Source organism: Burkholderia sp. BCC0506 (assembly GCF_902833145.1).
Classification (GTDB): domain Bacteria; phylum Pseudomonadota; class Gammaproteobacteria; order Burkholderiales; family Burkholderiaceae; genus Burkholderia.
Genome location: NZ_CADFEN010000008.1, coordinates 216,663 through 242,056, shown reverse-complemented (window position 1 = coordinate 242,056; position 25,394 = coordinate 216,663). Strand labels below are relative to the sequence as shown.

The window sequence follows — 25,394 nt, the reverse complement described above, 5'->3', positions numbered from 1 at the left end:
ACCCAGCCAGCCTTCGGGCTTGTTATCGTCAATGGGAGACCACCTGTGCATTGCTATACGCTGGCGCGGCGGCCGATCCGGGCCGCGCTGTTCGGCGCGTTCGGCCTGTCCGCGGTCACGGCTCACGCCGATTCGTCGCCACAACGCGCCACCCCGCCTTCCGCCGTTCCGACTGCCGCCGCGTCCACGCGCGGCGATGCGGCGCTGCTCGACCCCGTCACCGTCACGGCCACCCGCACCGCCACCGCGGCGAGCCGCACGGCGGCGTCCGTGTCGGTGATCACCGACGAGGATCTCGACGAGCAGCAGGTCACCAACATCAAGGACGCATTGCGCTACGAGCCGGGCATCACGGTGCGCCGCACCGCGTACCGGCCGGGCACTGCCGCGCTCGGCGGCGGCCGCGACGGCGATTCGAGCATCAACATCCGCGGCCTCGAAGGCAATCGCGTGCTGCTGATGGAGGACGGCATCCGCCTGCCGTACGCATTCTCGTTCGGTCCGCTCGAAGCGGGCCGCGGCGACTACGCCGATCTCGACACGCTCAAGCGCATCGAGATCGTGCGCGGGCCGGCGTCGGCGCTCTACGGCAGCGACGGGCTGACCGGCGCGGTGAACTTCATCACGAAGGACCCGCGCGACCTGCTGTCGATCTACGGAAAGCCTTACTACTTCTCGTTCCGGCCGAGCTACGACTCGACCGACCGCAGCATCGGCGCGACCGTGTCGGCCGCGGGCGGCAACGATCGCATCCAGGGGATGATCGTCGCCGACGGCCGGCGCGGCCACGAGGTCGACACGCGCGGCGGCAACAACACGGCGAGCACGCTGCGCACGACGTCGAACCCGCAGGACGTCTACTCGGAATCGCTGCTCGGCAAGCTCGTGCTCACGCCCACCCCGCGCGACACGATCAAGTTCACCGCCGAAACGGTGCAGCGGCGCGTGAGCACCGACGTGCTGTCGGCGATCAATGCGCCGGCCACGCTCGGCCTCACGACCTACGACCGGCTCGAGCGCAACCGCTTCAGCGTCGACTACGACTTCCGCGGCGACGCATTCCGCTGGTTCCAGACCGCGCACGTGCAGTTCTACTATCAGGACGCGAAGCAGGACCAGCACGCGTTCGAGACGCGCGGCAGACTGCCCTCGCGTTCGCGCGACAACCAGTACAAGGAACGCACGTTCGGCGGCTCGGCGTTCGCCGAAAGCGGCTTCGCGACCGGCCCGCTCGCGCACAAGCTGCTCTACGGCGTGGACGGCAGCGTGTCGCGCGTGACGAACCTACGCGACGGCACGGTGCCGGGCGTCGGCGAAGCGTTCCCGAACAAGGCGTTCCCCGACACCGACTACACGTTGTTCGGCGCGTTCGTGCAGGACCAGATCGGCTACGGCCGCCTGCTCGTCACGCCGGGCCTGCGCTTCGACACGTACCGGCTGAGCCCGACCGAAAACGATCCGCTGTTCACCGGCCAGGCCGTGTCGACGAGCGCGAACGAACTGTCGCCGCGCGTCGCCGTGCTCTACGAGATCACGCCCGCCGTCATTCCGTACCTGCAGTACGCGCACGGTTTCCGCGCGCCGACGCCCGACCAGGTGAACAGCAGCTTCTCGAACCCGGTGTACGGCTACACGTCGATCGGCAATCCGAACCTGAAGCCCGAAACCAGCGACACGTTCGAAGCCGGCCTGCGCGGCAAGGCCGGCACCGGCTACGGCGTCGTGCGCTACAGCGCGGCCGCGTTCACGGGCCGCTACCGCAACTTCATCTCGCGCACGACGATCGCCGGCAGCGGCCGCCCGGCCGACCCGTTCGTGTTCCAGTACGTGAACTTCGCCGACGCGCGCATCCATGGCCTCGAAGGCCGCGCCGAGTGGGCGATGCCGAACGGCATCACGCTGAAGACGGCGATGGCGTTCACGAAGGGCTCGACGCAGAACGACGGCGCGGCCAGCCAGCCGCTGAACACCGTGAACCCGTTCTCGGCCGTGTTCGGCGTGCGGTACGAGCCGGGCGAACGCTGGTTCGTGCAGACCGACCTGCTGTTCCAGGCCGCCAAACGCGACAAGGACGTCGACAAGTCCGACTGCTCGAACAAGGCGTGCTTCACGCCGCCGTCGTCGTTCGTCGTCGACCTGCGCGGCGGCTACCGCTTCAACAAGCACGTGAGCGCGACGATCGGCATTCGCAACCTGTTCGACCGCAAGTACTGGAACTGGTCGGACGTGCGCGGTATCGCGGCCGATTCGCAGGTGCTCGACGCATATTCGTCGCCCGGCCGCACGGTCGCCGTCAGCATGAAAGTGGATTTCTGATGCGCGCTGCCCGCGCGTCCGCCCCAACCGTTACTCGAAGGAGTCCGACATGATGCAATCCGCCCTTCCCGGCCAATCGGTCACGCCGGCCCGCGCGGCCGCCGCGCTGCGCGACGCGTTCATCAAGCTCAAGACCGAGCGCCAGTTGCGCAACCGCGACGTCGCGCAAGCGCTCGGCGTCAGCGAAGGCGAGGCGCTCGCCGCGTTCGTCGGCGAGCACGTCGTGCGGCTCGACGCGCGCTTTCCGGCGATGTTCGAGGAAATGCCGCGCCTCGGCCGCGTGATGGCGCTCACGCGCAACGACACGGCGGTCCACGAGAAAGATGGCGAATATGCGCAGATGAGCCATGACGGCCCCGTCGGCCTCGCGCTCGGCGACATCGACCTGCGCATCTTCTATCGTCACTGGGCATCGGCGTTCGCGGTACGCGACGAGACCGCGCACGGTCCGCTGAAAAGCCTGCAGTTCTTCGACGCGCAAGGCCATGCGATCCACAAGGTCTACCTGCGCGCGCACAGCGATCACGCCGCGTACGACGCGTTCGTCGGACGCTGGCGCGCGCCGTCGCAGGAGCCGGGCCTCGAGGTCGCGCCCGCTTCGCCCAAAACGCCCGAGCGCGCCGATACCGAGATCGACATCGCGGGCTTTCGCGCCGCGTGGGACGCGATGACCGACACGCACCAGTTCTTCGGCATCACGCAGCGCTTCGGCGTGAGCCGCATGCAGGCGCTGCGCCTCGCCGATCCGCACTACGCATATCCGGTCGAAACCGCGCATGCGTTGCGCCACGTGCTCGAACGGGCCGCGAAAAGCGGCCAGCCGATCATGGTGTTCGTCGGCAACGCGGGGATGATCCAGATCCATACGGGCCCCGTCGCGAACGTGCGCGAGGTCGGCGCGTGGATCAACGTCCTCGATCCGGGCTTCAACCTGCATGTGCGCGAAGACCTGATCGCCGCCGCATGGGTCGTGAAGAAGCCGACGAGCGACGGCATCGTCACGTCGCTCGAGCTGTTCGACCGGCAGGGCGACCACGTCGCGCTACTGTTCGGCGAGCGCAAGCCCGGCAAGGTCGAGCGCGACGACTGGCGCTCGCTCGTCGCGACGCTGCCGGCGGCCGCACGCGGGGCCGCGCGGTGAGCGCGCGGCCGTTCGATCCGCGCCGCCGGACGCTGCTGGCCGGCGTGGCGGCCGGTGCGCTCGCGGGTGCGCTACCCGGTAGCGTGCTCGCCCAGGTCGCGCCGGCCGGCCCGAAGCGCGTGATCGTGATCGGCGGCGCGCTCGCCGAAACCGCATTCGCGCTCGGCGGTGCCGAGACGCCGCGTTACCGGCTCGTCGGCGCCGACACGACCTGCACGTATCCCGACGCCGCGAAGCGCCTGCCGAAGGTTGGCTACCAGCGCGCGCTGTCGGCCGAAGGGCTGCTGTCGCTGCGGCCCGATCTCGTGCTGGCCTCGGCGGAAGCCGGCCCGCCGACGGCGATCGCGCAGGTGAAAGGCGCCGGCGTCGCGGTGACGACGTTCGACGAGCGCCACGACGTCGAATCGGTGCGCGCGAAGATTACCGGCGTCGCGCGGGCGCTCGACGTGCGCGATGCAGGCGCCGCGCTGCTGCAGCGTTTCGATCGCGACTGGCAGGCCGCGCGCGACGCGGTCGCCGCACGCGTGCCCGGCGGCGCGCAGCCGCCGCGCGTGCTGTTCGTGCTGAACCATACCGGCGCCCAGGCGCTCGTCGCCGGCCAGCGCACGGCCGCCGACGCGATGATCCGCTACGCGGGCGCGCGCAACGCGATGCAGGGCTTCGATCACTACAAGCCGCTGACGACCGAGGCGCTCGCGGCGGCCGCACCCGACGTCGTGCTGATTTCCGACGAAGGGCTCGCGGCCGTCGGCGGTCAAGCCGCGCTGCTCGCGACGCCCGGTTTCGGCGCGACGCCGGCCGGCCGCGCGCGGCGCGTCGTGTCGCTCGACGCGCTGCTCCTGCTCGGCTTCGGCCCACGCCTGCCGCTCGCCGTCACGACCCTGCATCGACGCCTGTCCGATGCGCTCGCCTGATTCCGGACCGACTCGATGCCCGCTCATGCTTCGCCCTTCAATGCGCCGTCGCCCGCCTCGCGCGCCGGCGCCGCGCGCCTCGGCACGTCGCGCCGCTTCGCGCCGTTCGTCCTGGCCGCGCTCGCCGTTCTGGTGGTTGCGATGTCCGTCGTCGCGCTGTGCGTCGGCGCGTACCGCATTCCGCTGGCGGAAGCCTGGGCCGCGTTGAGCGGCGACGCCGCCGCGCGGCAGGCGCGCGCGGTGCTGCTCGACATCCGTGCGCCGCGCGTCGGGCTCGCGCTGCTGGTCGGCGGCGGCTTCGGCGCGGCCGGCGCCGCGATGCAGGCGCTGTTCCGCAACCCGCTCGCCGATCCGGGGCTCGTCGGCGTGTCGAGCGGCGCCGCGCTCGGCGCGACCACGCTGATCGTGCTCGGCCCCGCGCTCTTCGCTGCGCACGCGAGCGCGGCCGCGCTGCCGGCAGCCGCGTTCGCCGGCGGCCTCGCGGTCGCGGCGCTCGTCTACCGGCTGGCCGCGTCGCGCGGCCGGCTCGCGCTACCGCTGCTGTTGCTCGCCGGCATCGCGATCAATGCACTGGTCGGCGCGGCGATCGGACTGCTCACGTTCGTCGCCGACGACGCGCAACTGCGTTCGCTGACGTTCTGGAGCCTCGGCAGTCTCGGCGGCGCGCAATGGTCGACGCTGGCGGCCGTCGCGCCGTGCGTCGCGATCGGCTGCGCGCTGCTCGCGCGCGAACGCGACGCGCTGAACGCGCTGCAGCTCGGCGAAACCGAAGCGCTGCATCTCGGCGTGCCCGTGCAGCGACTGAAGCGGCGCGTGCTCGTCGCGGTCGCGCTCGCGGTCGGCGCGCTCGTGTCGTGCGCGGGCATCATCGGTTTCATCGGGCTCGTCGCGCCGCATTGCGTGCGGCTCGCGTGCGGCCCCGACCAGCGCGTCGTGCTGCCCGGCGCCGCGTTGCTCGGCGCCTTGCTGACGCTCTCGGCCGATCTTGCCGCGCGCACGCTCGCCGCGCCCGCCGACATTCCGCTCGGTGTGCTGACCGCGCTGCTCGGCGCGCCGTTCTTCCTCGCGCTGCTGTGGAAGAATCGCGGCGCGCTCGGCGGGTGATCCCTTCTTCACGATGACCATGCTGACCGCCCACCACCTCGACGTCGCCCGCCGGCATCACACGATCCTGCATGACCTGTCGCTGTCGATCGAACCCGGCCGCGTGACCGCGCTGCTCGGCCGCAACGGCGCCGGCAAGAGCACGCTGCTGAAAACCTTCGCCGGCGAGCTGACCGGCAGCGTCGCACCGAACGGCGTGCGCGTGACGGGCGACGTCACGCTGAACGGCGAACCGCTTGCGTGCATCGACGCGCCGCGGCTCGCATGCCTGCGCGCGGTGCTGCCGCAGGCCGCGCAACCGGCCTTCCCGTTCAGCGTCGACGAAATCGTGTTGCTCGGCCGCTATCCGCATGCGCGGCGCAGCGGAGCCCGCCACGTCATTGCGCACCGCGATCGCGACATCGCATGGCGCGCGCTCGAACGCGCGGGCGCCGACGCGCTCGTCGGCCGCGACGTCACGACGTTGTCGGGCGGCGAGCTCGCGCGCGTGCAGTTCGCCCGTGTCCTCGCGCAGCTTTGGCCGGACCACGACACGATGGAGACCGACCCGCGTTACCTGCTGCTCGACGAGCCGACCGCCGCGCTCGATCTCGCGCACCAGCACCGGCTGCTCGATACCGTGCGCGCCGTCGCGCGCGAATGGCGGCTCGGCGTGCTCGCGATCGTCCACGATCCGAATCTCGCCGCACGGCATGCGGATACGATCGCCATGCTCGCCGACGGCACGATCGTCGCGCATGGCGCACCGCGCGACGTAATGACGCCCGCCCATGTCGCGCGCTGCTATGGATTCGCGGTGAAGATGGTGGACACCGGCGACGGGACGCCGCCGGTGATGGTGCCTGCGTAACGCGGGCACGTCTTTCAGTTGATGCAGCCTGACTGAATGCGGGCGCTCAATGCTCGACGTCCGCCGCGCCGAAGGTCCGCATCTTCCAGCCGAGCCGCACGGCGAGCATCCGCATCGAGAAACCGGCCGCCAGCGCAACGAGCGTCGCGAATCCCGCGTCGATACCGAGATGCTGCATCCCGACATACAGCGCGCCCGTGACGAACGCGACGCTCGCATACAGTTCCTCGCGCAGGATCAACGGCATCTCGTTGCACAACAAGTCGCGCAGCATCCCGCCGCACACGCCCGTGATCGCGCCGGCCAGCACGACGATGATCGGCGCCGTGCCGGTCGACGCACCGATGTCGCAACCGATGATCGTGAACGCCGCGAGGCCGATCGCATCGGCGGTGACGAACAGCGCCTTCATCCGCGCGACATGCCGTGCCACCCACGACGCGACGGTCGCCGCGACGAGCGTGATCACCAGGTATTCGGGGTGCGCGATCCAGCCGAGCGGATAGTGGCCGAGCAGCACGTCGCGCACGGTGCCGCCGCCGAGTGCCGTCACCGCGCCAACGAGCGCGAGCCCGAAGCGGTCCATCCCGCGGCGCATGCCCATCAGCGCCCCCGACATCGCTTCCGCGACGATCGCAATCAGATAGAGCGTATGCATCGCGCGCGTCAGTCGTCGGTACGGAACAGGTCGAGCACGCGTTCGCGCTCGGCCGCATCGACGGCGGCGGGCATCGGTTCGTCGCGCTTGCCGCGGTCGGCCGGCGCACCGGGCGCATCCGGCGCATCGAGGGCCGCCGCGCCGCCGCATGCGAAACGGCTGCGGATATACGCCGGCACGTCGGCCGTGCACGCGCCGCGCGTGTATTCGGCGTAGACGAAATCGCCGTCGACGAGCGCGACGTCCTGCGGCGGCGCCGCATCGACCGGCGTGCGCCCGTCGACGGCCGTTTTCATGTAGTCGAGCCAGACCGGCAGCGCCAGCGTCGCGCCGGTCGCGCGCCCCATCGACCGCGGCGTGTCGTAGCCGAGCCACGCGACCGCGACGACGCCCGACGAATAGCCGGCGAACCACACGTCCTTCGACCCGTTCGACGTGCCCGTCTTGCCCGCCGCATCGTCACGCCGCAGCGCGAGCGCGCCGCGCGCGGTGCCGGCCCGCACGACGTCGCGCAGCATGCTGTCCATCACGAACGCATTGCGCGCCGACACGACCCGCTCGCCCGCCGGCACGGTCGCCTCGTACATCGCGCCGCCGTGACGCTGCTTCACCGACAGGATCAGGCGCGGCTCCATCCGCGTGCCGCCGTTCGCGAACACGCCGTAGGCGCTCGCGAGCTCCAGCGGCGTCACGGCGCCCGCGCCGAGCGCGAGCGGCAGCGACGCCGGGTTGCGCTGCGCGTCGAAGCCGAAACGCACCGCGTGCTGCTGCACGTAGCGCGCGTCGGTGGCCTGCATCAGGCTGACCGCGACCAGGTTCTTCGAGCGCACGAGCCCGCGCCGCACCGGGATGAAGCCTTCGTAGCGATTGCCGAAATTGCGCGGACGCCACGGCCGCGCGCCGGTTTCCGCGTGCGTGAGCGTGCGCTGCGTATCGTCGACGAGCACGCCGGGAAAGTAGCCCTTCTCCAGCGCCGCCGAATAGACGAACGGCTTGAAGCTCGACCCCGGCTGGCGATACGCCTGCAGCGCATGATCGAACACGTTGCGATTGAAATCCGCGCCGCCGACCAGCGCGAGCATGTCGCCGGTGGCCGCATCGAGCGACACGAGCGCGCCTTCGAGCCCGTTGCGCGTGTCGCGCTTCGCGCGCGACTGGCGGCTCAGCGTGCGTTCCAGCGCGGCTTCGGCCGCGCGCTGGTCGCGCATCGAGATCGTCGTCGCCACGTCGAGGCCGAGCGTGTACGCGTCGTCATGAAACCGCTCGACCATCATCCGGCGCGCCCGCTCCGCGACGTACGGCGCCGCGACGATGCCGGGCGGCGGCGTGGTCGCCAGTGCGATCGGCGCGTCAACAGCCGCGCGAAACGTCGCGTCGTCGAGCTGGCCGAGCGCATGCATCCGGCCGAGCACGTAGTTGCGCCGCGCGGTCGCGCGCGCCGGGTTGACGACCGGGTTGAACGCGGACGGCGCCTTCGGCAGCCCGGCGAGCACGGCCGCCTCGCCCGCGTTCAGCGCGTCGAGCGGCTTGCCGAAGTACACGTGCGCGGCGGCCGCGAAGCCGTACGCGCGCTCGCCCAGATAGATCTCGTTCATGTACAGCTCGAGCAGCTTGTCCTTGCTGTATGCGCGTTCGAGCTTGGCCGCCATCAGGATCTCGGCGAGCTTGCGGCTCAGCACCTTGTCGCGCGTCAGGTAGAAGTTGCGCGCGACCTGCATCGTGATCGTGCTGCCGCCCTGCCCCGGCTGCCCCGTCACCACGTTCGCGAACGTCGCGCGCGCGAGGCCGCCGATATCGACCGGGCCGTGCTCGTAGAACTTCGCATCCTCGGCCGCGAGCAGCGCGTGCCGCATCAGCGGCGGGATGCGTTCGAGCGGTACGAACTCGCGCCGCTCGACGCCGTATTCGGCCAGCAGGTCGCCGTCGCGCGAAAAGATCCGCAGCGGCAGCGCGGGACGATAGACGGCCAGATGTTCGACGGACGGCAACTGCGTCCAGATGCGATCGATCGTCCAGGCGCCGATGCCGGCGCACGCGAGCGTCAGGCCGAGCAGCGCGCCCGCGAGCGTGCGCCAGACGCGGCGGCGACGCGGCGGGGCGGATGGCGGCGCGGGCGGCGGCGGGTTGGCGGTAGGGTCGGTCATGTCGGGCTCCTTCTTCAGTGCCGCGACGGCCGGCGCGCGACAGGCACCGATCGGTCACGAAAGGCGCGCATTGTCGAAGGGATGGCGCGAAACCGGAACATTCTTTAGCCAAAGTTTGGTTGGCTAAATTTTATTTAGGAAATCGCTTCGGGGGCTGCTCGCGCCACGTACGAGGATCTGCGGCGTGTCGTCGCGGCCGGGCGCGCCGGGCACGCGAGCCGGTTCGCTTGTACCATCTTCGGATGTTCGATCGATACCTCGACCTGTGGGGCCTCGTTCCTGACGGCGGCCCAATCCTGACCGCGAGCGGCGGCCTGTTGCCGGTCGTCTGGCACGCGCGACCTGCGATGCTGAAAGTCGCCACATGCGACGAAGAGCGGCGCGGCAATGCGGTGATGGCCTGGTGGAACGGGCAAGGCGCCGCGCAGGTGTGGCAGCACGACGGCGACGCGATCCTGCTCGATCGCGCGCAGCCGGCGCCCACGCTCGCCGCGTTGTCGGCGGCGGGCCACGACGACGACACGATGCGCATCGCCTGCGACGTCGTCGCGCGGCTGCATGCGCATCGTGCGCCGCGGCTGCCACCGGTCGTGCCGCTGCACGACTGGTTCTACGCACTGCTGTCGAACGACGCTGACAACGACACGCTGCGCCGCTCGGCAACGATCGCCCGTCAGTTGTTGGGCGGCCCTTCGGTCGCCGAAGTGGTGCTGCACGGCGACATCCATCACGGCAACATCCTTCATTTCGGCGATCGAGGCTGGCGCGCGATCGACCCGAAAGGGCTGCGCGGCGAACGCACCTTCGACTACGCGAACCTGTTCTGCAATCCCGCACACGACATCGCGGTCGATCCCGTGCGCTTCGAGCGGCGCGTCGCGGTCGTGGCCGATGCCGCACAGCTCGATCGACGGCGATTGCTGCAGTGGATACTCGCGTGGGCTGGGCTGTCGGCCGTGTGGTTGATGGAAGACGAGCTGCCGGCGGATACGCGGCTGGAGGTTGCGATGCTTGCGGCGGGGGCGCTCGGGCTGTAGCGATACGCATGCCGATCAAACAGATTCATCCGGAGTTGCCGGGGAGTGCGGGGGCGATCGGCACCTTTCGGCCAAAAGCCGCCACTCGGTCGGTTTTACAACGAGTATCATCAACGGCCCCTTCTTTGGTATTCGCTCATGGGAACGTCTTATCGCTTTCTTTCAGACCCAGCCCAAAGTGAGGTTGTGTTGGCCTGGTTTCGTCAGCTAAAAGAGCCGCCTTGTGAAGTGGTGGGCGAGCGGCAAATCGTCTTGTATTTCGCGCACTTGGGGCCGCTGAACTATGAGGAAGACGGTAAGACGGTCGATGCTCTGGCATCTCCGATAGTAACGGTTGTGCCTCCTCGTACCACTCACGCATCGCTATGGACGGTAGGCGAAGTGCACTTTCTGACGAGCGGGCTTCGAAGAAGGTACCCCGAACTTCATCGCGTCTGTCTGGCTTTTGGCGATTGGCTAAATAGCCTCGAGTGTGTCTATTCGCTCGAGGACCGGGAGGGCAAATACAGTTACTACCTTGAGGGGTCGGTGAGAAACGAAGACTCTCCAGTGTTCGCGTTCCAGTCTGGATTGGACGCACTGCAGAACGAGCGCTATTTTGTCGGCTCCAGAGACAACGACGCTCGGCTGGACACGATTTGCCGAAAGCTCCGGTTACGAGGAGTCCCTTGCGGCTCTAGCTCGGCGGAATAGTCGATGGAATTGGGTGCACATGGTGTCGCATTCGAATGACTGCTGTCGGCCATGAAGAGACAGTCGACGACGGCGTCTACATCGTCGACAATCTGCGAGTCGTCAAAGTAACCTTCTCATGTAAAGGGCCCCGTGATGCCAGGCTCGACCCGCGAGCGTAGCGCGCAACTTTGGAAGCGTACGCTGTCCGACTGCCGCCATCCGCCTGTTGCGTTGTCGGCCAGTGTCCGCCACGTACAGCCTGGTGACGTACCGGCGCTCGGGCAGCTTTTCTTCGCGGCCTTTCATGGAACGATCGACGATGCCGGGCAGACCGAAACTCAGTATGTGTTAAAGGCAAAGGCGATCCTTGGTGGACGGTATGGAGAATGGATCTCCGACGCATCGTGGATAGTTGAGCAGACGGACGGTCTCCAGTCGGCTTGCCTTGTATGCGACTATCAGCCTTATGGATGCCCGGTAATAGCTGTCGTAGCCACAGTTCCCGCCAATCAAAAGTCAGGCACAGCCGGAACGTTGCTTGATGCCGCACTGGCTACATTATCGGCGCTCGATCATTCCGAATGCTGTGCGATGGTTACCCAGGGAAATGTGGCTTCGGAGCGTTTTTTCGGAAGGCGCGGATTTTTTGCCTCGCGTCGACGTCCGAGGTTCGTAAGGTGGTGTCCGCTTCATTTCGGCCAGTTTCTGTCATTCGACATCGGCACAAAAAGCGTCGACAATCAACGAAGGACCAGGCGGTTGACAATAGCGAGAGAGTCAAAAAATGCAGCTTCAGTCAAACTACGCCAAGACGTTCAGGTACGTTCGGCAGAACGAACGCCGCTTGCCCTATGACATTGGCTACCACATCAATCAGCGTGACGACGGTACGTTCATATACGGTTACGAGATCGTGCAGGAGCTGAGTGACGGTCGCATCGGTAGCGCCGCGAGCGCGCTCGATTTCCGCGGCTCGCCTGAAGAGGCAGAACGATACCTGATAAAGAAGCTGGAGGAGATGGTAGAGGGTTTGCCGGAATCGTGGGAATCAGACCGATACAGGAACCGCAAGGAAACGGACGAGAGCGCGGTCAAATATGCCTGGTTGATACGAAGTATCTTTGGCTACTGGCCTCAGTTTCACGATGCCGAGGTGCTTGCTGTGACGCTGCGTCGGGTCAACTCGAACGGAGCATGGCGTACTGATATGGAACTCACGATCCGTCACAGCGGACAGGATAATCCGGCATGGAACGGACAACAGGTGCCTTGTAGGATTACGTTCCTTCTCGAGGATGTAGAGGGAAGCGAGTTCACAACTGAAAACGTTTCTTACCCGTCGTGGATTTATGACCTCCGGTTTTCTCGCTGCGATGATGGCCTCACCCAGATCGACCTGTATCCGTCGACTGGCTTCTCCCTTCTGCTCTACTGCCGTGCTGCAACCGTGACACGTGTCGAACCGTGTTCGTCCGCGAATGAAAGCATTTAATGCCTCACGGCTGACTGGGTTAAGAATGAGCGGACGCGCGCCTACCCATCCAGACCGAGACAAATTCTCTCGCTGTGCCCCGGACTGACGCGCAGCCAATGACCGTATCGTGACGACGCGATTGTCTGCTTCGGGTCGGCACCCGACATTCGACGCCCCGCAGAACCAAAAAAAACCCGCCGGCAAACACCGGCGGGCTTTCATGTCCGACTTGCGCCGCGCTTCAGCGCGCCGGGTTCAGCGTCAGGTTCATGTGCCGGTTCACGTCCTTGTAAAGCAGATAACGGAACCGCCCAGGCCCGCCCGAATAGCAAGCCTGCGGGCAGAACGCGCGCAGCCACATGAAGTCGCCCGCTTCCACCTCGACCCAGTCCTGGTTCAGCCGATAGACGGCCTTGCCTTCCAGCACGTACAGGCCGTGCTCCATCACGTGCGTTTCGGCGAACGGAATCACGCCGCCCGGCTCGAACGTCACGATGTTCACGTGCATGTCGTGACGCATGTCGCTCATGTCGACGAAGCGCGTCGTCACCCATGCGCCGTTGGTGCCCGGCATCGGGATCGGCTCGACGTCCTGCTCGTTCGTCACGAACGCTTCCGGCAGCGGAATGCCGTCGACGGCCTGGTAGTGCTTGCGGATCCAGTGGAAACGCACGGCGGCATCGCTGACGTTGTGCAGCGTCCAGTCCGCGCCCGGCGGAATGAACGCATAGCCGCCCGGCTTCAACGTGTGCTTCTTGCCTTGCAGCGTCAGCTCGGCTTCACCTTCGACGACGAACAGCACGGCTTCGGCGTGCTTGTCCTGCTCGGGCTTGTCGCTGCCGCCGCCCGGATTCACTTCGACGATGTACTGCGAGAAGGTTTCCGCGAAACCCGACAGCGGGCGGGCGATCACCCACAGGCGCGTGTGGGTCCAGAACGGCAGCCAGCTCGTGACGATGTCGCGCATCACCCCCTTCGGGATCACCGCGTACGCCTCGGTGAACATCGCGCGATCGGTCAGCAGGTCCGTCTGCGGCGGGTGGCCGCCATGCGGCGCGTAATACGTTGTCTTAGACATATTGCATCCAGGCAATGGGTTGGTCCGGCCCCGGCGCAAACGGCATCGGGCGGTTCGCATGCGCGTGGGGCACGCGTGCGACGGCGGGACATCGTTACCGGGGTGGCTTGAAAGCGCATGCGCCTTCGGTCGGTCGGCCAGGCTTCGCGTCGGGCCCGTCCGGTGCAGCGGACGCGGCGGGCCGGCGGCCGGGCCGCGGCGCTCGCGATCAGGCAGCGACGCGCGGCGGCGGTACGGTTCGGCTCCGTACGCGAGCATCGCCGACGATAGCGAAGTCGATCGCGATCGACCAATTAAATGTTGCGATGGCATCCATTCGATTTCCCACTGCCCACCGGCACCGGTGGCGCGCGGTCCGGGGCCGGTGCGCGGCACGCTGACTATCAGGGAAATCCTGACGGCTGCAATGTTCGCGCGATGCGTCGGCGCACGGCAACGCGGGGGATACACGCGCGGGTCTCGATGCCTCGCGTTACGCGGGTCGAGCGGAAGAGGTCGATACGCACGCGGCAGGGGATCGCTGCGTCAAGGTCGCACGAGACAGTCCGGTCAGACTGGAAAGCGTCGACGTTTCGACGAAAGCAGATGGCATTCGCCGACCCTGTCCGGGCACACTCGGGCGCGGCAGGCGATGTCGTCGAAAAGCGGAGAAGCAGCGGGGGGAGGATTGCCGACCCGTCGATCGGGCCCATGGCATCGGCTGATGAAGCCGGAAGAGAATCGCCGGCCCGGCCGGCGAAGCGGCCCGGCAGCGTGCCGGGCAGAGACTCGCGTCGGGATGTCGACGCCGTCGGCGCGCCGGTGCGCGCGTCGCGCACCGTGCCGCGCCAGCGGCGATCAGTCCCAGTCGCGGTGGTGGCGATGCTTGCGGTGACGGTGGCCGCGGTCGCCGTAATCGCGATCGTACGAGTTGCGCGACATGTTGCCGCCAAGCGCGGCGCCGGCGCCGCCGCCGACCGCCGCGCCCAGCAGGCCGCCCGTGCGGCCGCCCATCGCGTTGCCGGCCGCGGTACCCGCGCCGCCGCCGAGGGCGCCGCCGATGATCGCGCCGGTGCGCTCGCGACGGTTCGACGTCACCGCGCCGCCGGCGCCGCCGCCGATCGCGCCGCCGATGACGGAGCCCGTGCTGCCGCCGACCGCACCGCCGACCGCTGCGCCGGCCACCCCGCCGAGCGCGCCGCCGAGCGCGTTGTTCAAGTCACCGGCCATTGCCGGCAGTGCAGTCGCGCCGGTCAACGCGGCGACGACGAGAGCGGGGGCGATTTTCTTCCACATTCCCGTATTCTTCCTTGTTCGCAATTCTGGTTATCGAGGTCCGCTCGGTACGGCGATCTGAATCGATCGACGTCGAGCCGGGCATTGTGCCGAACCGCGGACCAATTCATTTCAATGAGCTTGCGGCGAAGAATAGCACCGGTCCCGCGTCCTTGCCGTGGACATTCTGGTAACAAGTTGTTTACGAATAACAGACGTCGAATTTGCCTGCCGGATCCGGCTGAAACCCTTGCCGGCATTGGCTCCACCGAGGGCCCGGCCCGCCTTCCGGCAGAGCCGCGATGCGGACGATCCGCGCGTTCGAGACACACGTGGCAACACATCCGCACATAGCGCGAACGGGCACCGAACGGCGGTCTGGAAAAAGGTGACGGGGTCAGTACACACCGGGCAGCAATCGCCACGTCCGCGCGCAGTACGCGTCGTATTCGGCGCCGAACTGCGAACGCAGCAAGGCTTCCTCCGAGCGGATTCGCGCGACGAGCGGCACGAGCGTCAGCGCGACCAGCAGCACGCCCACACCGGAGCGGAACGCCAGCGCCCAGCCGAGCGAATTGACGAGCAGGCCGAGATAGCTCGGATTGCGGATACGGCTGTAGATGCCGCCGGTCACGAGCGTATGGCCCGGCTGGATCGCGACGAGCCCGCTGAAGCGCTTGCCGAGCACGAACACGGGCCAGATGCGCAGCACGCCGCCCACGAGGTACAGCACGACGCCGATCCAGCGGACCGTCTCGCCGCCGAAGGTCCAGACGTCGAGCCGATCGGTCAGCGCGGACAGGTACGCGAGCAGGAAACCGCTCACCGCGAACGCCGCGAGCACCCAGCGGTTGTCGCGACTCTCGCGCTCGCCGCTGCTCATGTTGCCTTCGGTGAACAATGCGACGACGGCCATCGCGAGTGTCGCGATCGCGACGACGGTCAACTGCGGATGCGAGAAGAATGCAGCGAACCCGCCGCTGCCGAGCACGGCGAGCCCGAGATAGACGAGCGTGGACAGGCTCGACAGAACGATGACCTTCGGGGTGACTGCCATGACGGCCTCGCGGGGATGCGCTTTCCTGTGAAGTATAGGAACCGCGCACACCGGGTGCCGGGCGCCGCCGTCATGCGGCGCGCAGACGCGCGCGCGTCACCGGGCCGAACGCGGCCGACCGGCCCGTACGGCCGAGGCCGGCGCGCTGCAACGGGTCAGCGGATGCGGAAGTGCCCGCCGATGCCGACGGTGACGGGCGGCGCGTAATACGCGGGCGCATAGCCGTAGCCGTAGTAGGCCGGCGCGGGCGCGTAGCCGTACGGCGGCGCGACGTAGCAGCCGGACAGGCCGCCGATCAGGGCAAGCGTGATGAGAAGTCTGGACATGGCTCGGTTCCCGGCGCGAAAGACGAATGGCACCTCGCGAGGGCCGCGCCGCCGCACCAGCGGGCGGCCGGCACGAAGAGGCGATCCGCCCTTCCCGTCGCTCGATGAAACAATGCGCGGAGTCTAGCGCCGGGCCTGGCCGGCCGAGTTTCCCGGGCGGTTACACGTGTTACCTCGCGTGACCGCTGAAACAGGCTCGGGCCGCGCAGCGGCCGGCCGGTGGGCAATCGCTGCGCCGAGAGTGAGTCGCGCTGTTACACGAAGCGGGCACGAATGCGCTGCGCGAGCGCTTCGAGCGTTGCCGCATCGGCGACATCCCGCGCATGCATCCGCAGTTCCGTACCTTCCCACCGCGGAATCACGTGGAAGTGCACGTGCGGGACGGTCTGGCCGGCCGCCGCGCCGTTGAACTGGCCGATGAACACGCCGTCCGGCTCGAGCGCCGCGCGCACCGCCGCCGCGACGCGCTGCGTCATGCGGATGCCGGCCGCGGCCGCATCGCCGGACAGCTCGAAGATCTGCGCGGCCGGCTCCTTCGGGATCACGAGCACGTGACCGTCGGCCTGCGGCATCAGATCCATGATCGCGAGCGTCGCGTCGTCTTCGGCGACCTTCACGCACGGCAGTTCGCCGCGCAGGATTTTCGCGAACGGGTTGTTGTCGTCGTAGGACATGGCGTTTTCCGGTCTCGGTTGGATAGAGGGATTGGGAGGGCGATGCCGGACGATTATCGGCCGATGGCCGGCCCGATATCAACTCGCCCGACGCGCGACGCCGGCCGACCTGCCGGGCGCGCTGCGGCGCAAACGCATGCGGCCGTCAGCATGCGTCACGCGGCAGCGATTGCAACGCATCGCCCGAACCTGCGACACTGCCGGATCGTTGCCGGCCGGCACGCCACCGAGGACGCTTCGCGCATGACGATCCCTCTCAAGAAGCTGATGCTGCGCGGTGTCGCGCTCGCGCTCGTCGCCGCGATCGGCTACACGGGCTACATGCTGTCCCGGCTCGCGCCGATCGCGACCGGCTATGCGGCCAAGGCGCTGTGTTCGGGCGTGTTCGTATCGGGCCGCCCGGCCGCGTCCGTGATCGACGTCGACATCATGGCCGGCGTCCATCCGCTGCTGAAACTGGTGCGGCCGTCGCTCGATCCCGACCATCATCGCGCGGTGGCGACCTTCGCCGGCTTCGCCGAACGCGAAGCCGACTTCCGGCCCGGGCTCGGCTGCACGCTCGCGCTCGGATCCGCGACCGGTGCGGCGGCGGCCACCCTGCCCGCCGCGTTGCCGCCCCTGCCCGATCCGCCTCCCGCGCAACCCGATCCGCCCGCGCCGGCCACGCCACCCGCCGGCGTCGACGCGCACAGACTGCAGACCGCACTCGACCGCGCGTTCGACGAACCCGATCCGGCGCGGCCGCGCCGCACGCGCGCGGTCGTCGTGATGTGGCGCGGCCAGGTGATCGCCGAACGCTATGCGCCCGGCTTCACGGCCGACACGCCGCTGCCCGGCTGGTCGATGACGAAGACCGTCACGGCCGCGCTGGTCGGCACGCTGGTCGCGCAGCACAAGCTGTCGCCGGACACCGCGGCGCTGCTGCCCGAATGGCGCGGCAGCGGCGATCCGCGCGCGGCCATCACGCTCGACGAGCTGCTGCGGATGACGAGCGGCCTGCAATTCAACGAGGACTACGACGATCCGCTGTCCGACGTCGCGGTGATGCTGTTCACGCAGCCCGATACCGCGCGGTTCGCGTCGGCGAAGCCGCTTGTCGCGACACCCGGCGCACGGTGGTCGTACTCGAGCGGCACGAGCGCGATCGTCGCACGCGTGATGCGAGAAGCGCTGGGCGGCAGCGACGGCGACTACCTCGCACTCCCCCGTCGCGCGCTGTTCGCGCCGCTCGGGATGCGCAGCGCGGTGTTCGAGCCCGATGCGTCGGGCACGCTCGTCAGCGCGTCGTACATGTACGCGAGCGCACGCGACTGGGCACGCTTCGGGCAGTTTCTGCTGCAGGCCGGCGTGTGGAACGGACAGCGGCTGCTGCCGGAAGGCTGGGTGCGTTATCTGACGCGCGCGACACCGCAATCGTCGCGGCAGGCATTCGGCGCGCAGCTGTGGGTCAAGGTGCCGGAGCCGTTCAACGATCCGGATCCGCACGCGCACACGTTGCCGGCCGACGCGTTTCATGCGGTCGGCCATGAAGGCCAGTTCGTGAGCGTGGTACCGAGCCGTCAACTGGTGGTCGTGCGGCTCGGGCTGTCGCGGCCGGAAGCCGCGTGGAATCACGAGGCGTTTCTCGCGCGCGTGCTCGATGCGGTGCCGGTGCCCGGTGCGTGACGGCGGGCGCTTGCCCGCCGCACGCGCTACGGCGGCGGCCGTGCCGATGCCGCCGCTTCACGCGCGATCCGCGCGGCATTACGGATTCGCGCTGCCTCCGTACTGCTTGAACCCTTCACGCGTGGCGAGACGTTCGATATAGCGCGACACCGCCGGCAGCTCCGGATGCTCGAACGGCGTGCCGAACCAGCGGTTCACCGACAGGCCGATCGGGATATCCGCGAGCGTGAAGGTGTTGCCGGCCACATATGCGCCGGTCTTTTCGAGCTGCGCATTCAACACGTGCATGTGCTTCGTCCAGCCGGCGATCGACTGCGCGATGCCGTCCGGATCCTGATGGTCGGGCGATTTGCGCACGAGGCCGAGGAATGCGCCGACCCACGAGCGATTCAGGTCCGAGCCCTGCCAGTCGATCCACTGGTCGACCCGCGCACGCGCCTGCGGCTCGGCCGGATACAGCGCATCGCCGCCGTAGCGGTTCGCGAGATAGCGGATGATCGTGTTCGATTCCCAGAGCACGAAGTCGTCATCCTTGATGACGGGCACGAGCGCGTTCGGATTCAGCGCGAGATACGCCGGATCATGGGTCGTGCGGAAACCCGCGCCCCAGTCTTCCTGTTCGAACGGCAGGTTCAGTTCGGTGCACAGCCACAGCACCTTGCGGACGTTGATGGACGGAATCTTGCCGAGGACGTGCAGCATGCAGTCTCCTTGTGAGGTCGGGTGCGGCGCGTTCGGCGCGCACGGCACGCTCCGAACGCGTTCACGTCGAATTTATACACGACCTCGCGGGAAACGGCAGGCGGCGGGCGCGAAATCGGCGTGCGGCCGATTCGTCAGGTCACGCAGCGCGTGCTCGGCCGTCGGAAAGCGGAACGTGAACCCGTCCTGATGCAGCCGTGCCGGCATCACGCGCTGCCCGTCCAGCAGCAGCTCGGCCATCTCGCCCATCGCGATGCGCAGCGGCGCGGCCGGCACGTGCAGCAACGCGGGGCGGCGCAGCACCTTCGTCACGACCTGCACGAACGCGCGCTGGGTCAGCGGCATCGGAGCGACCGCGTTGTAGACGCCCCGCATGCCGGCATGCGACATCGCGCGTGCGACGATCCGCAGCACGTCGTCGCGGTGGATCCAGCTCATCACCTGCGCGCCGTCGCCGAATCGGCCGCCGAGCCCGAAGTAGTGCGGCAGCAGCATCGGGCGCAACGCACCGCCCGGGCCGAACACGATGCCCAGCCGCAACACCACCGTGCGCACGCCGTGGCGTTCGAGCGGCTGTGCGGCCGCTTCCCACTGCCGGCACAGCGCCGACATGAAGCCGGTGCCCGCGCGGCTACGCTCGTCGAGCCGTTCGTCGCCTGACCGCACGCCGTAGTAGCCGATCGCCGACGCCTGGATCCACGTGCGCGGCTTGACCTCGGCGGTCTCGACCCAGCGGATCAGTGCCTGCGTGACGCCGACGCGGCTGGCGAGCAGCAGCGCCTGCCGGCGCTTGCTCCAGCGGGCGCCCAGCACCGGCGCACCGGCGAGATTGACGACCGTGTCGAAGCGCTCGTGCGGCTGCAACTGTTCAGCGGACGTCACGCTGCGCACGCGGCCTTGAAACAGGTAGGCCGCGCGCAGCGGATCGCGCGCCAGCAGCGTGACCGTATGGCCTGCATCGAGCAACTGGTTGACGAGCGTTTCGCCGATGAAGCCGGTCCCGCCGGTGACGAGCACGTTGCCCGGCGGCTGTCCCGCGAACGGGTTGGCGGCCGGCGTGCGTCGCGCGATACGGCACGCGGCGATCCCGTCGCGCACGCCCGACACCGTCACGCCGACGGCAAACAGGCTGAGCAGCCGGCCGCGCCAGCCGAGGTCGAGCGCGTGCAGTGCGGTCGGTTCGTGCGCCCACACGGCGAGCTGCATTGCGATCATCCCGAACAGCGCGCCGCCGTTGACGGCCAGCAGCGTATGCAGCACACGCTCGGTCGCCGGCAGCTTGCGGCTTTGGTCCTCGACGACGAAATCCCACAACGTCAGCCCTACTTCGACGAGCACGACCGCCGCAAGCGCCGCGACCCACGCGCCGTGAAACGCGACGTTCGCGATCGACGCGAACACGAGGCCGTACAGCACGGACCGCACCGCATGAATCGCCAGTTCGAGCCGCGCGCGCGGGCTGTGCGGCAGATCCTGCGTGAGTTCGTGGTGGTAAAGCGTATCGAATGCGCCCATCGCGCCCTGCACGATCAGCAGGTCGAGCGCCCAGTCGAAAGCCGGCAACGTGTTCATGCGGTATCCCTCCTCCACAGCCAGACCAGCGGCGGCACCATCGCGACAAGTGCAACGACGTCGATCGCCACGTGCCCCCACACCTGCGCCTGCCACGACAACAGCATGTCCTGCGGCGCCCAGATCGACAGGCCGGCCAGCAGCCAGCCCCACACTTCCCGGTTCCGCAACCGGTTGCCGAGATGGACGAGCGCGAGCATCCATACCGCGGCGCACTGCACCGTCGCGCCGAGCAGCGACACCCACCAGACCTGCTGGGCGCGCGCGGCTTCGGGCGCCGCTCCAGTCCAGAAATGCGATTCGATGCTCCGGTGATAGGCATCGAGCCAGGATGCGCCGGCAATCCACGGCATCACCACACCGACGAGCAGGTGCGCGATCGCGGCTGCGTACATACAGCGCACGACGATGCGGCGTGCGCTGTCGCGCGGCGGCCGATTCGCCGCCGCGTTTTCGGCGCTCCTGCCGATGCTGCACGCGCCGCCTTCGCAACCGGCTTCCGTGCGATATCCGAGCCAGCGCGATACCGCATACCGGTTGCGTGCGAGGCGGCGATACAGCGGCGCGGACACGGCACGCATCGCCGGCGAGCGAAGCAGCCGCGCGAACCAGCGACGCCCAATCAACGCATGGGCGGCCGCGATGCCGTCGATGCCGGTCAGCATGCGTCCGTCGGGCAGGCGCGCATGCAGTTCGCGATTCAGCGCGGGCAGGTCGACGCCCAGCGGCGTCGGGTCGAAACCCGGCTCGGCGATGTCGACGAACGCCAGCCGGTGCCGCGCGTCGCGCTCGCCGAGACGCCGGATTTCCGCGACGCATAACGGACATCGCCCGTCGAAGTAGAGAACCAGCTCACTCGCGTTCATGCTCTGCACTCCTTTTTTTTCGCAAGCGTCATGAATCGATCGACTGCTTTCCCGCGTATGCCGCCGCTCCCGCGCGACGGCGTCGGACCTACATCGGCTTGACCACCATCAGGAAATACACGATCAGCATCGCGAAGAACGCCGGATAACCGAGCAGTTCCCAGCGCTTCGCATAGCGCCAGTAGCGCGCCGGCAACGCGGCGTCGCCGTTCGCGTGCGCGCGCCGCGCCATCGCCGCAAGTTCGAGCTGCAGCCACACGACCGGCAACCAGCACGCGCCGGCAACCGCGTACAGCACGATCGACGCGAGCAGCCACGGCGTATGCCACGGCCAGCCAGCCGTGTGCGCGAGCCACAGCCCGGACGCCGGCTGGAAGATCACGGCCGGTGTCGTGAACCACCAGTCCGCGCGCACCACGAGCCGCGACACGGCCGCGATCGCGGGCACCGACCGCGTGCGGTTCGCGAAGAACAGGTAGAACGCGGTGCCGAACCCCGTGCCGACCAGCAGCACCGACGACAGGATGTGCAGCGCCTTGATGACGAGATAGGTATTCATGCGTGTTCTTCTTCTGAAAAGAGGATCAACAGGATCGCGAGAATCGGCACGTTCTTGAGCACGGGGCCGAACGGTTCGGCGAGCAGGCCCGGCATCGTGACCGCGATGACCGCCGAGTACGCGACGATCAGCGCCGCTTGCGCGGCCCACAGGCGCCGCGACGGCGCGACGACGGTCGCGATGCCGAACGCGAAGTCCAGCGCGCTGGCCGCGTACAGCGCGATCAGCGCGGGCAGCCCCGTCAGGTGCGCGGGCGCAAGCAGCGCGAGGCTCGCCTCCAGCGGATGGATGAATGCGCTGGCGATCGCCGTCCAGATCCACACGACCGCGAGCGCGCCCCGCAGCAACGGGCGCCGCCACATCGCGAGCGCGTCGCGGCGCAGCGCGGCGGCTTCCGCGCCGATGAAGCCGCCGATACCGCGCGGCGGCCGGCCCAGCACGGCCGCGGTGGCCGCCGGATCGCCGGTGTTGCCGCCGCGCAGCATCGTCCACGTGTCGCGCGTCAGCATCACCCCCGGCCATGCGCCGAGCAGCGCGGCCGCCGCGCCCACCAGCGGGCCCGGCAGCGTCACGCAGGCGGCCGGCGGAAATCCGAGCGCCGCGCGATAGCCGGCCAGCATCTCGCGGTATTCGACTTCGTCGTGGCCGACCACGTCGATCACGCGGCGGGTTGCCGCCGACGGCAAATCGCCCGCCTGGATGACGAGCCGCGCAACGACTTCGGCGAGATCGTCGACATGCACGGGGCGCAGCCGCTGATGGCCGCCTGCCGGCAACACCTGCACGGGCAGGCTCGCGAGCATCCGGAAAAACCGTGCTGACGTGCCGGCCGCTCCGTAGACGAGCGCGGGCCGCACGATACGGAAATCGATCGGCAGCGTCTGCAGAAAACGGTCGGCCGCACGCTTGCTCGCGAAGTACCGTGTGTCGCCGCGTTCGACGCCGAGCGCCGAGATCTGGATCACGCGCCGCACGCCCGCACGACAGCACGCGGTAAAGAGCGCGCACGGCGCGGCGCGATGCACGGTGTCGAGCGTCGCGCCGCGTCGATCGGCCAGCATGCCGACCGCATTGATCACCACGTCGACGCCCTTCAGCCGCGCCAGCCACGCTTGCGGGTCGATGTCCTGCGTGAAGTCGATCGCGACGTCGCGCGGGCCGGCCGCATGACGCACGCCGCGCAGCACGCGGTGCCCGCCGGCTTCGAGCTGCGCGCACAGCGCCCGCCCGATGAAGCCGTTCGCGCCGCAGACGAGCACGGTCATGCCGCGTGCGCCGGCGCGCTCGGGCTGACAGGTCGACGGCAAGACTGCGTTCATTTTCATCCTCAATTTACAGTTATTTCTGTACAGACAGAAATAAACACCCCAAAAAAAGCGGGCTGCCTGCCCGCTCCCCCGTTCCTGCTTACTTCGACGGCTTGCGCCTGACCGTCTGGCTGATCTTCGCGCCGATGCCGAGCGCCTTCATCAGCGTATCGGGCTTGAGCCGCAGCATCTCGTCCGACCAGGTCGTGAGCGTCTCGACGAACTGCAGCGTGTCGCGAATGCGCTGTTCGGTCTCGCGGCTCTCGTTCGCGATCTCCGGGCTCGTCAGGCAATCGCGCAGCACCGTGAGCGTCGGCTCGATCTCGCGCTGCCGCCGCCCTTCGACGATCAGCTTGAACAGCTCCCAGATGTCGGTCGACGTCTCGAAGTGGTCGCGGCGATCGCCCAGCACGTGCACGACCTTCGCGAGCCGCCACGCCTGCAGCTCCTTCAGGCTCGTGCTGACGTTGGAGCGCGCGACGTTGAGCGTCTCGGCGATTTCGTCGGCCGCCACCGGCCGGCCGGCCAAGTAGAGCAGCGCGTGAATCTGCGAGACGGTGCGGTTGACGCCCCACCGCGAGCCCATTTCGCCCCAGTGGAGAATGAATCGTTCGGCGATCGGTGTGAGTTCCATGTCGGGAAATTTATTCATTTCAGTTATTTCTGTCAAGAGAGAAATAACCGGGCGATCGGGCAGCTTCGGGCCGCGCCCGCCCGCGATCGGCCGCTTCCTTTACAATGCGCGGGATTTTTCCGATTTCAGGCCGTCCCCGCCTTTCCGATAGACAGAGGTTTCCATGATCATCAAACCGCGCGTGCGTGGCTTCATCTGCGTGACGACTCATCCCGTCGGCTGCGAAGCCAACGTCAAGGAACAGATCGACTACGTGACTTCGCACGGCCCGATCGCCAATGGCCCGAAAAAGGTGCTCGTGATCGGCGCGTCGACCGGCTACGGCCTCGCCGCCCGGATCTCGGCCGCATTCGGCTCGGGCGCGGACACGCTCGGCGTGTTCTTCGAGCGCGCCGGCAGCGAGACGAAGCCGGGCACGGCCGGCTGGTACAACAGCGCCGCGTTCGAGAAATTCGCCGCCGAAAAGGGGCTGTATGCGCGCAGCATCAACGGCGACGCATTCTCCGACAAGGTCAAGCAGATCACGATCGACACGATCAAGCAGGATCTCGGCAAGGTCGACCTGGTCGTCTACAGCCTCGCGGCGCCGCGCCGCACGCACCCGAAGACGGGCGAGACAATCAGCTCGACGCTCAAGCCGGTCGGCAAGTCGGTCACGTTCCGCGGCCTCGACACCGACAAGGAAGTGATCCGCGAAGTGGCGCTCGAACCGGCGACGCAGGAAGAGATCGACGGCACCGTCGCGGTGATGGGCGGCGAGGACTGGCAGATGTGGATCGACGCGCTCGCCGAAGCCGGCGTGCTGGCCGACGGCGCGAAGACCACCGCGTTCACGTATCTCGGCGAGCAGATCACGCACGACATCTACTGGAACGGCTCGATCGGCGAAGCGAAGAAGGATCTCGACAAGAAGGTGCTGTCGATCCGCGACAAGCTCGCCGCGCACGGCGGCGATGCGCGCGTGTCGGTGCTGAAGGCCGTCGTCACGCAGGCCAGCTCCGCGATCCCGATGATGCCGCTCTACCTGTCGCTGCTGTTCAAGGTGATGAAGGAGAAGGGCACGCACGAAGGCTGCATCGAGCAGGTGTACGGGCTCCTGAAGGACAGCCTGTACGGCCCGACGCCGCACGTCGACGAAGAAGGCCGCCTGCGCGCGGACTACAAGGAACTGGATCCGCAGGTGCAGGACAAGGTCGTCGCGATGTGGGACAAGGTCACGAACGACAACCTGTACGAGATGACGGACTTCGCGGGCTACAAGACCGAGTTCCTGCGTTTGTTCGGCTTCGAGATCGCCGGCGTCGACTACGACGCGGACGTGAACCCGGACGTGAAGATCCCCGGCATCATCGACACGACGGTCTGACGAGGCGGCCCGCCGCCGCGC

Annotated in this window: 22 protein-coding genes; 9 read left to right on the top strand and 13 right to left on the bottom strand. The window is 68.1% G+C overall.

What is annotated here, in order from left to right; all coding sequences use genetic code 11:
* Positions 1-45: 45 nt before the first annotated feature.
* Genes HWX62_RS20225 through HWX62_RS20205 form a run of 5 tightly spaced genes read left to right on the top strand, consistent with a single transcriptional unit; the run spans position 46 to position 6,325 of the window.
* Entirely contained in the window at positions 46-2,316 is a 2,271-nt protein-coding gene (locus HWX62_RS20225) for a TonB-dependent hemoglobin/transferrin/lactoferrin family receptor (RefSeq protein ID WP_175932177.1), read from the top strand.
* Between the two features lie 49 nt (positions 2,317-2,365).
* The gene (locus HWX62_RS20220) at positions 2,366-3,457 is read left to right on the top strand and encodes a ChuX/HutX family heme-like substrate-binding protein (protein WP_175932178.1); all 1,092 of its coding nucleotides are present in this window, start codon (positions 2,366-2,368) and stop codon (positions 3,455-3,457) included.
* 44 nt (positions 3,458-3,501) lie between these two features.
* A complete protein-coding gene (locus HWX62_RS20215) occupies positions 3,502-4,371 on the top strand; it encodes a helical backbone metal receptor (RefSeq protein WP_244136075.1) in 870 nt (289 codons plus the stop codon).
* 15 nt (positions 4,372-4,386) lie between these two features.
* On the top strand, positions 4,387-5,475 hold the full coding sequence (locus HWX62_RS20210) for an iron ABC transporter permease (protein ID WP_175932180.1): 1,089 nt from the start codon (positions 4,387-4,389) through the stop codon (positions 5,473-5,475).
* A 19-nt stretch (positions 5,476-5,494) separates the two neighbouring features.
* Entirely contained in the window at positions 5,495-6,325 is an 831-nt protein-coding gene (locus HWX62_RS20205) for a heme ABC transporter ATP-binding protein (RefSeq protein ID WP_175932181.1), read from the top strand.
* Positions 6,326-6,371: 46 nt separating this feature from the next.
* On the opposite strand, the gene HWX62_RS20200 is transcribed toward HWX62_RS20205, so the two are convergent.
* Together HWX62_RS20200 and HWX62_RS20195 are read right to left on the bottom strand one after the other, a co-directional pair.
* The gene (locus HWX62_RS20200) at positions 6,372-6,983 is read right to left on the bottom strand and encodes a trimeric intracellular cation channel family protein (RefSeq protein WP_175932182.1); all 612 of its coding nucleotides are present in this window, start codon (positions 6,981-6,983) and stop codon (positions 6,372-6,374) included.
* Between the two features lie 8 nt (positions 6,984-6,991).
* Entirely contained in the window at positions 6,992-9,127 is a 2,136-nt protein-coding gene (locus tag HWX62_RS20195; protein ID WP_175932183.1) for a PBP1A family penicillin-binding protein, read from the bottom strand.
* 242 nt (positions 9,128-9,369) lie between these two features.
* Here HWX62_RS20195 and HWX62_RS20190 point away from each other — a divergent pair, with 242 nt between their 5' ends.
* Complete coding sequence (locus HWX62_RS20190) at positions 9,370-10,164, top strand: aminoglycoside phosphotransferase family protein (RefSeq protein WP_175932184.1); 795 nt, start codon at positions 9,370-9,372, stop codon at positions 10,162-10,164.
* A 1,459-nt stretch (positions 10,165-11,623) separates the two neighbouring features.
* Positions 11,624-12,331 (top strand): Imm50 family immunity protein, encoded by a 708-nt coding sequence (locus HWX62_RS20185; RefSeq protein ID WP_175931217.1) that lies wholly within the window; start codon positions 11,624-11,626, stop codon positions 12,329-12,331.
* Positions 12,332-12,554: 223 nt separating this feature from the next.
* Here HWX62_RS20185 and HWX62_RS20180 read toward each other — a convergent pair whose 3' ends face one another.
* The 5 genes from HWX62_RS20180 to HWX62_RS20160 all read right to left on the bottom strand — a co-directional run bounded on the left by HWX62_RS20180 (position 12,555) and on the right by HWX62_RS20160 (position 16,702).
* Positions 12,555-13,391 carry a bifunctional allantoicase/(S)-ureidoglycine aminohydrolase gene (locus HWX62_RS20180; protein ID WP_175931216.1) on the bottom strand — a complete coding sequence of 279 codons (837 nt, stop codon included), beginning with the start codon at positions 13,389-13,391 and terminating at the stop codon, positions 12,555-12,557.
* Between the two features lie 837 nt (positions 13,392-14,228).
* On the bottom strand, positions 14,229-14,666 hold the full coding sequence (locus tag HWX62_RS20175; RefSeq protein WP_175931215.1) for a hypothetical protein: 438 nt from the start codon (positions 14,664-14,666) through the stop codon (positions 14,229-14,231).
* Positions 14,667-15,042: 376 nt separating this feature from the next.
* A complete protein-coding gene (locus HWX62_RS20170) occupies positions 15,043-15,702 on the bottom strand; it encodes an isoprenylcysteine carboxylmethyltransferase family protein (RefSeq protein WP_175931214.1) in 660 nt (219 codons plus the stop codon).
* A 155-nt stretch (positions 15,703-15,857) separates the two neighbouring features.
* Positions 15,858-16,028 carry a hypothetical protein gene (locus HWX62_RS20165; RefSeq protein WP_175931213.1) on the bottom strand — a complete coding sequence of 57 codons (171 nt, stop codon included), beginning with the start codon at positions 16,026-16,028 and terminating at the stop codon, positions 15,858-15,860.
* Positions 16,029-16,282: 254 nt separating this feature from the next.
* Entirely contained in the window at positions 16,283-16,702 is a 420-nt protein-coding gene (locus tag HWX62_RS20160) for an HIT family protein (protein ID WP_175931212.1), read from the bottom strand.
* A gap of 243 nt (positions 16,703-16,945) precedes the next feature.
* Between HWX62_RS20160 and HWX62_RS20155 the strand changes: the two genes are divergently transcribed.
* Positions 16,946-18,367: a serine hydrolase gene (locus tag HWX62_RS20155; RefSeq protein WP_175931211.1), complete on the top strand. Its 1,422-nt coding sequence runs from the start codon at positions 16,946-16,948 to the stop codon at positions 18,365-18,367.
* Between the two features lie 78 nt (positions 18,368-18,445).
* Here the strand turns inward: HWX62_RS20155 and HWX62_RS20150 are convergent, their stop codons facing one another.
* The 6 genes from HWX62_RS20150 to HWX62_RS20125 all read right to left on the bottom strand — a co-directional run bounded on the left by HWX62_RS20150 (position 18,446) and on the right by HWX62_RS20125 (position 24,007).
* Entirely contained in the window at positions 18,446-19,069 is a 624-nt protein-coding gene (locus tag HWX62_RS20150) for a glutathione S-transferase (protein ID WP_175931210.1), read from the bottom strand.
* 72 nt (positions 19,070-19,141) lie between these two features.
* Positions 19,142-20,641, bottom strand: coding sequence for a TIGR01777 family oxidoreductase (locus tag HWX62_RS20145; RefSeq protein WP_175931209.1), 1,500 nt, complete (start codon positions 20,639-20,641; stop codon positions 19,142-19,144).
* Positions 20,638-21,507 (bottom strand): DUF393 domain-containing protein, encoded by an 870-nt coding sequence (locus tag HWX62_RS20140; RefSeq protein WP_175931208.1) that lies wholly within the window; start codon positions 21,505-21,507, stop codon positions 20,638-20,640. Before HWX62_RS20140 ends, HWX62_RS20145 begins: the two co-directional genes overlap by 4 nt.
* Before the next feature lie 88 nt (positions 21,508-21,595).
* Positions 21,596-22,066: a DUF2269 domain-containing protein gene (locus tag HWX62_RS20135; RefSeq protein WP_175931207.1), complete on the bottom strand. Its 471-nt coding sequence runs from the start codon at positions 22,064-22,066 to the stop codon at positions 21,596-21,598.
* Entirely contained in the window at positions 22,063-23,385 is a 1,323-nt protein-coding gene (locus HWX62_RS20130) for an SDR family oxidoreductase (RefSeq protein WP_175931206.1), read from the bottom strand. Before HWX62_RS20130 ends, HWX62_RS20135 begins: the two co-directional genes overlap by 4 nt.
* Before the next feature lie 88 nt (positions 23,386-23,473).
* Entirely contained in the window at positions 23,474-24,007 is a 534-nt protein-coding gene (locus tag HWX62_RS20125; protein WP_011548968.1) for a MarR family transcriptional regulator, read from the bottom strand.
* 163 nt (positions 24,008-24,170) lie between these two features.
* Here HWX62_RS20125 and fabV point away from each other — a divergent pair, with 163 nt between their 5' ends.
* Positions 24,171-25,373 carry an enoyl-ACP reductase FabV gene (gene fabV, locus HWX62_RS20120; RefSeq protein WP_175931205.1) on the top strand — a complete coding sequence of 401 codons (1,203 nt, stop codon included), beginning with the start codon at positions 24,171-24,173 and terminating at the stop codon, positions 25,371-25,373.
* Positions 25,374-25,394: the final 21 nt, after the last annotated feature.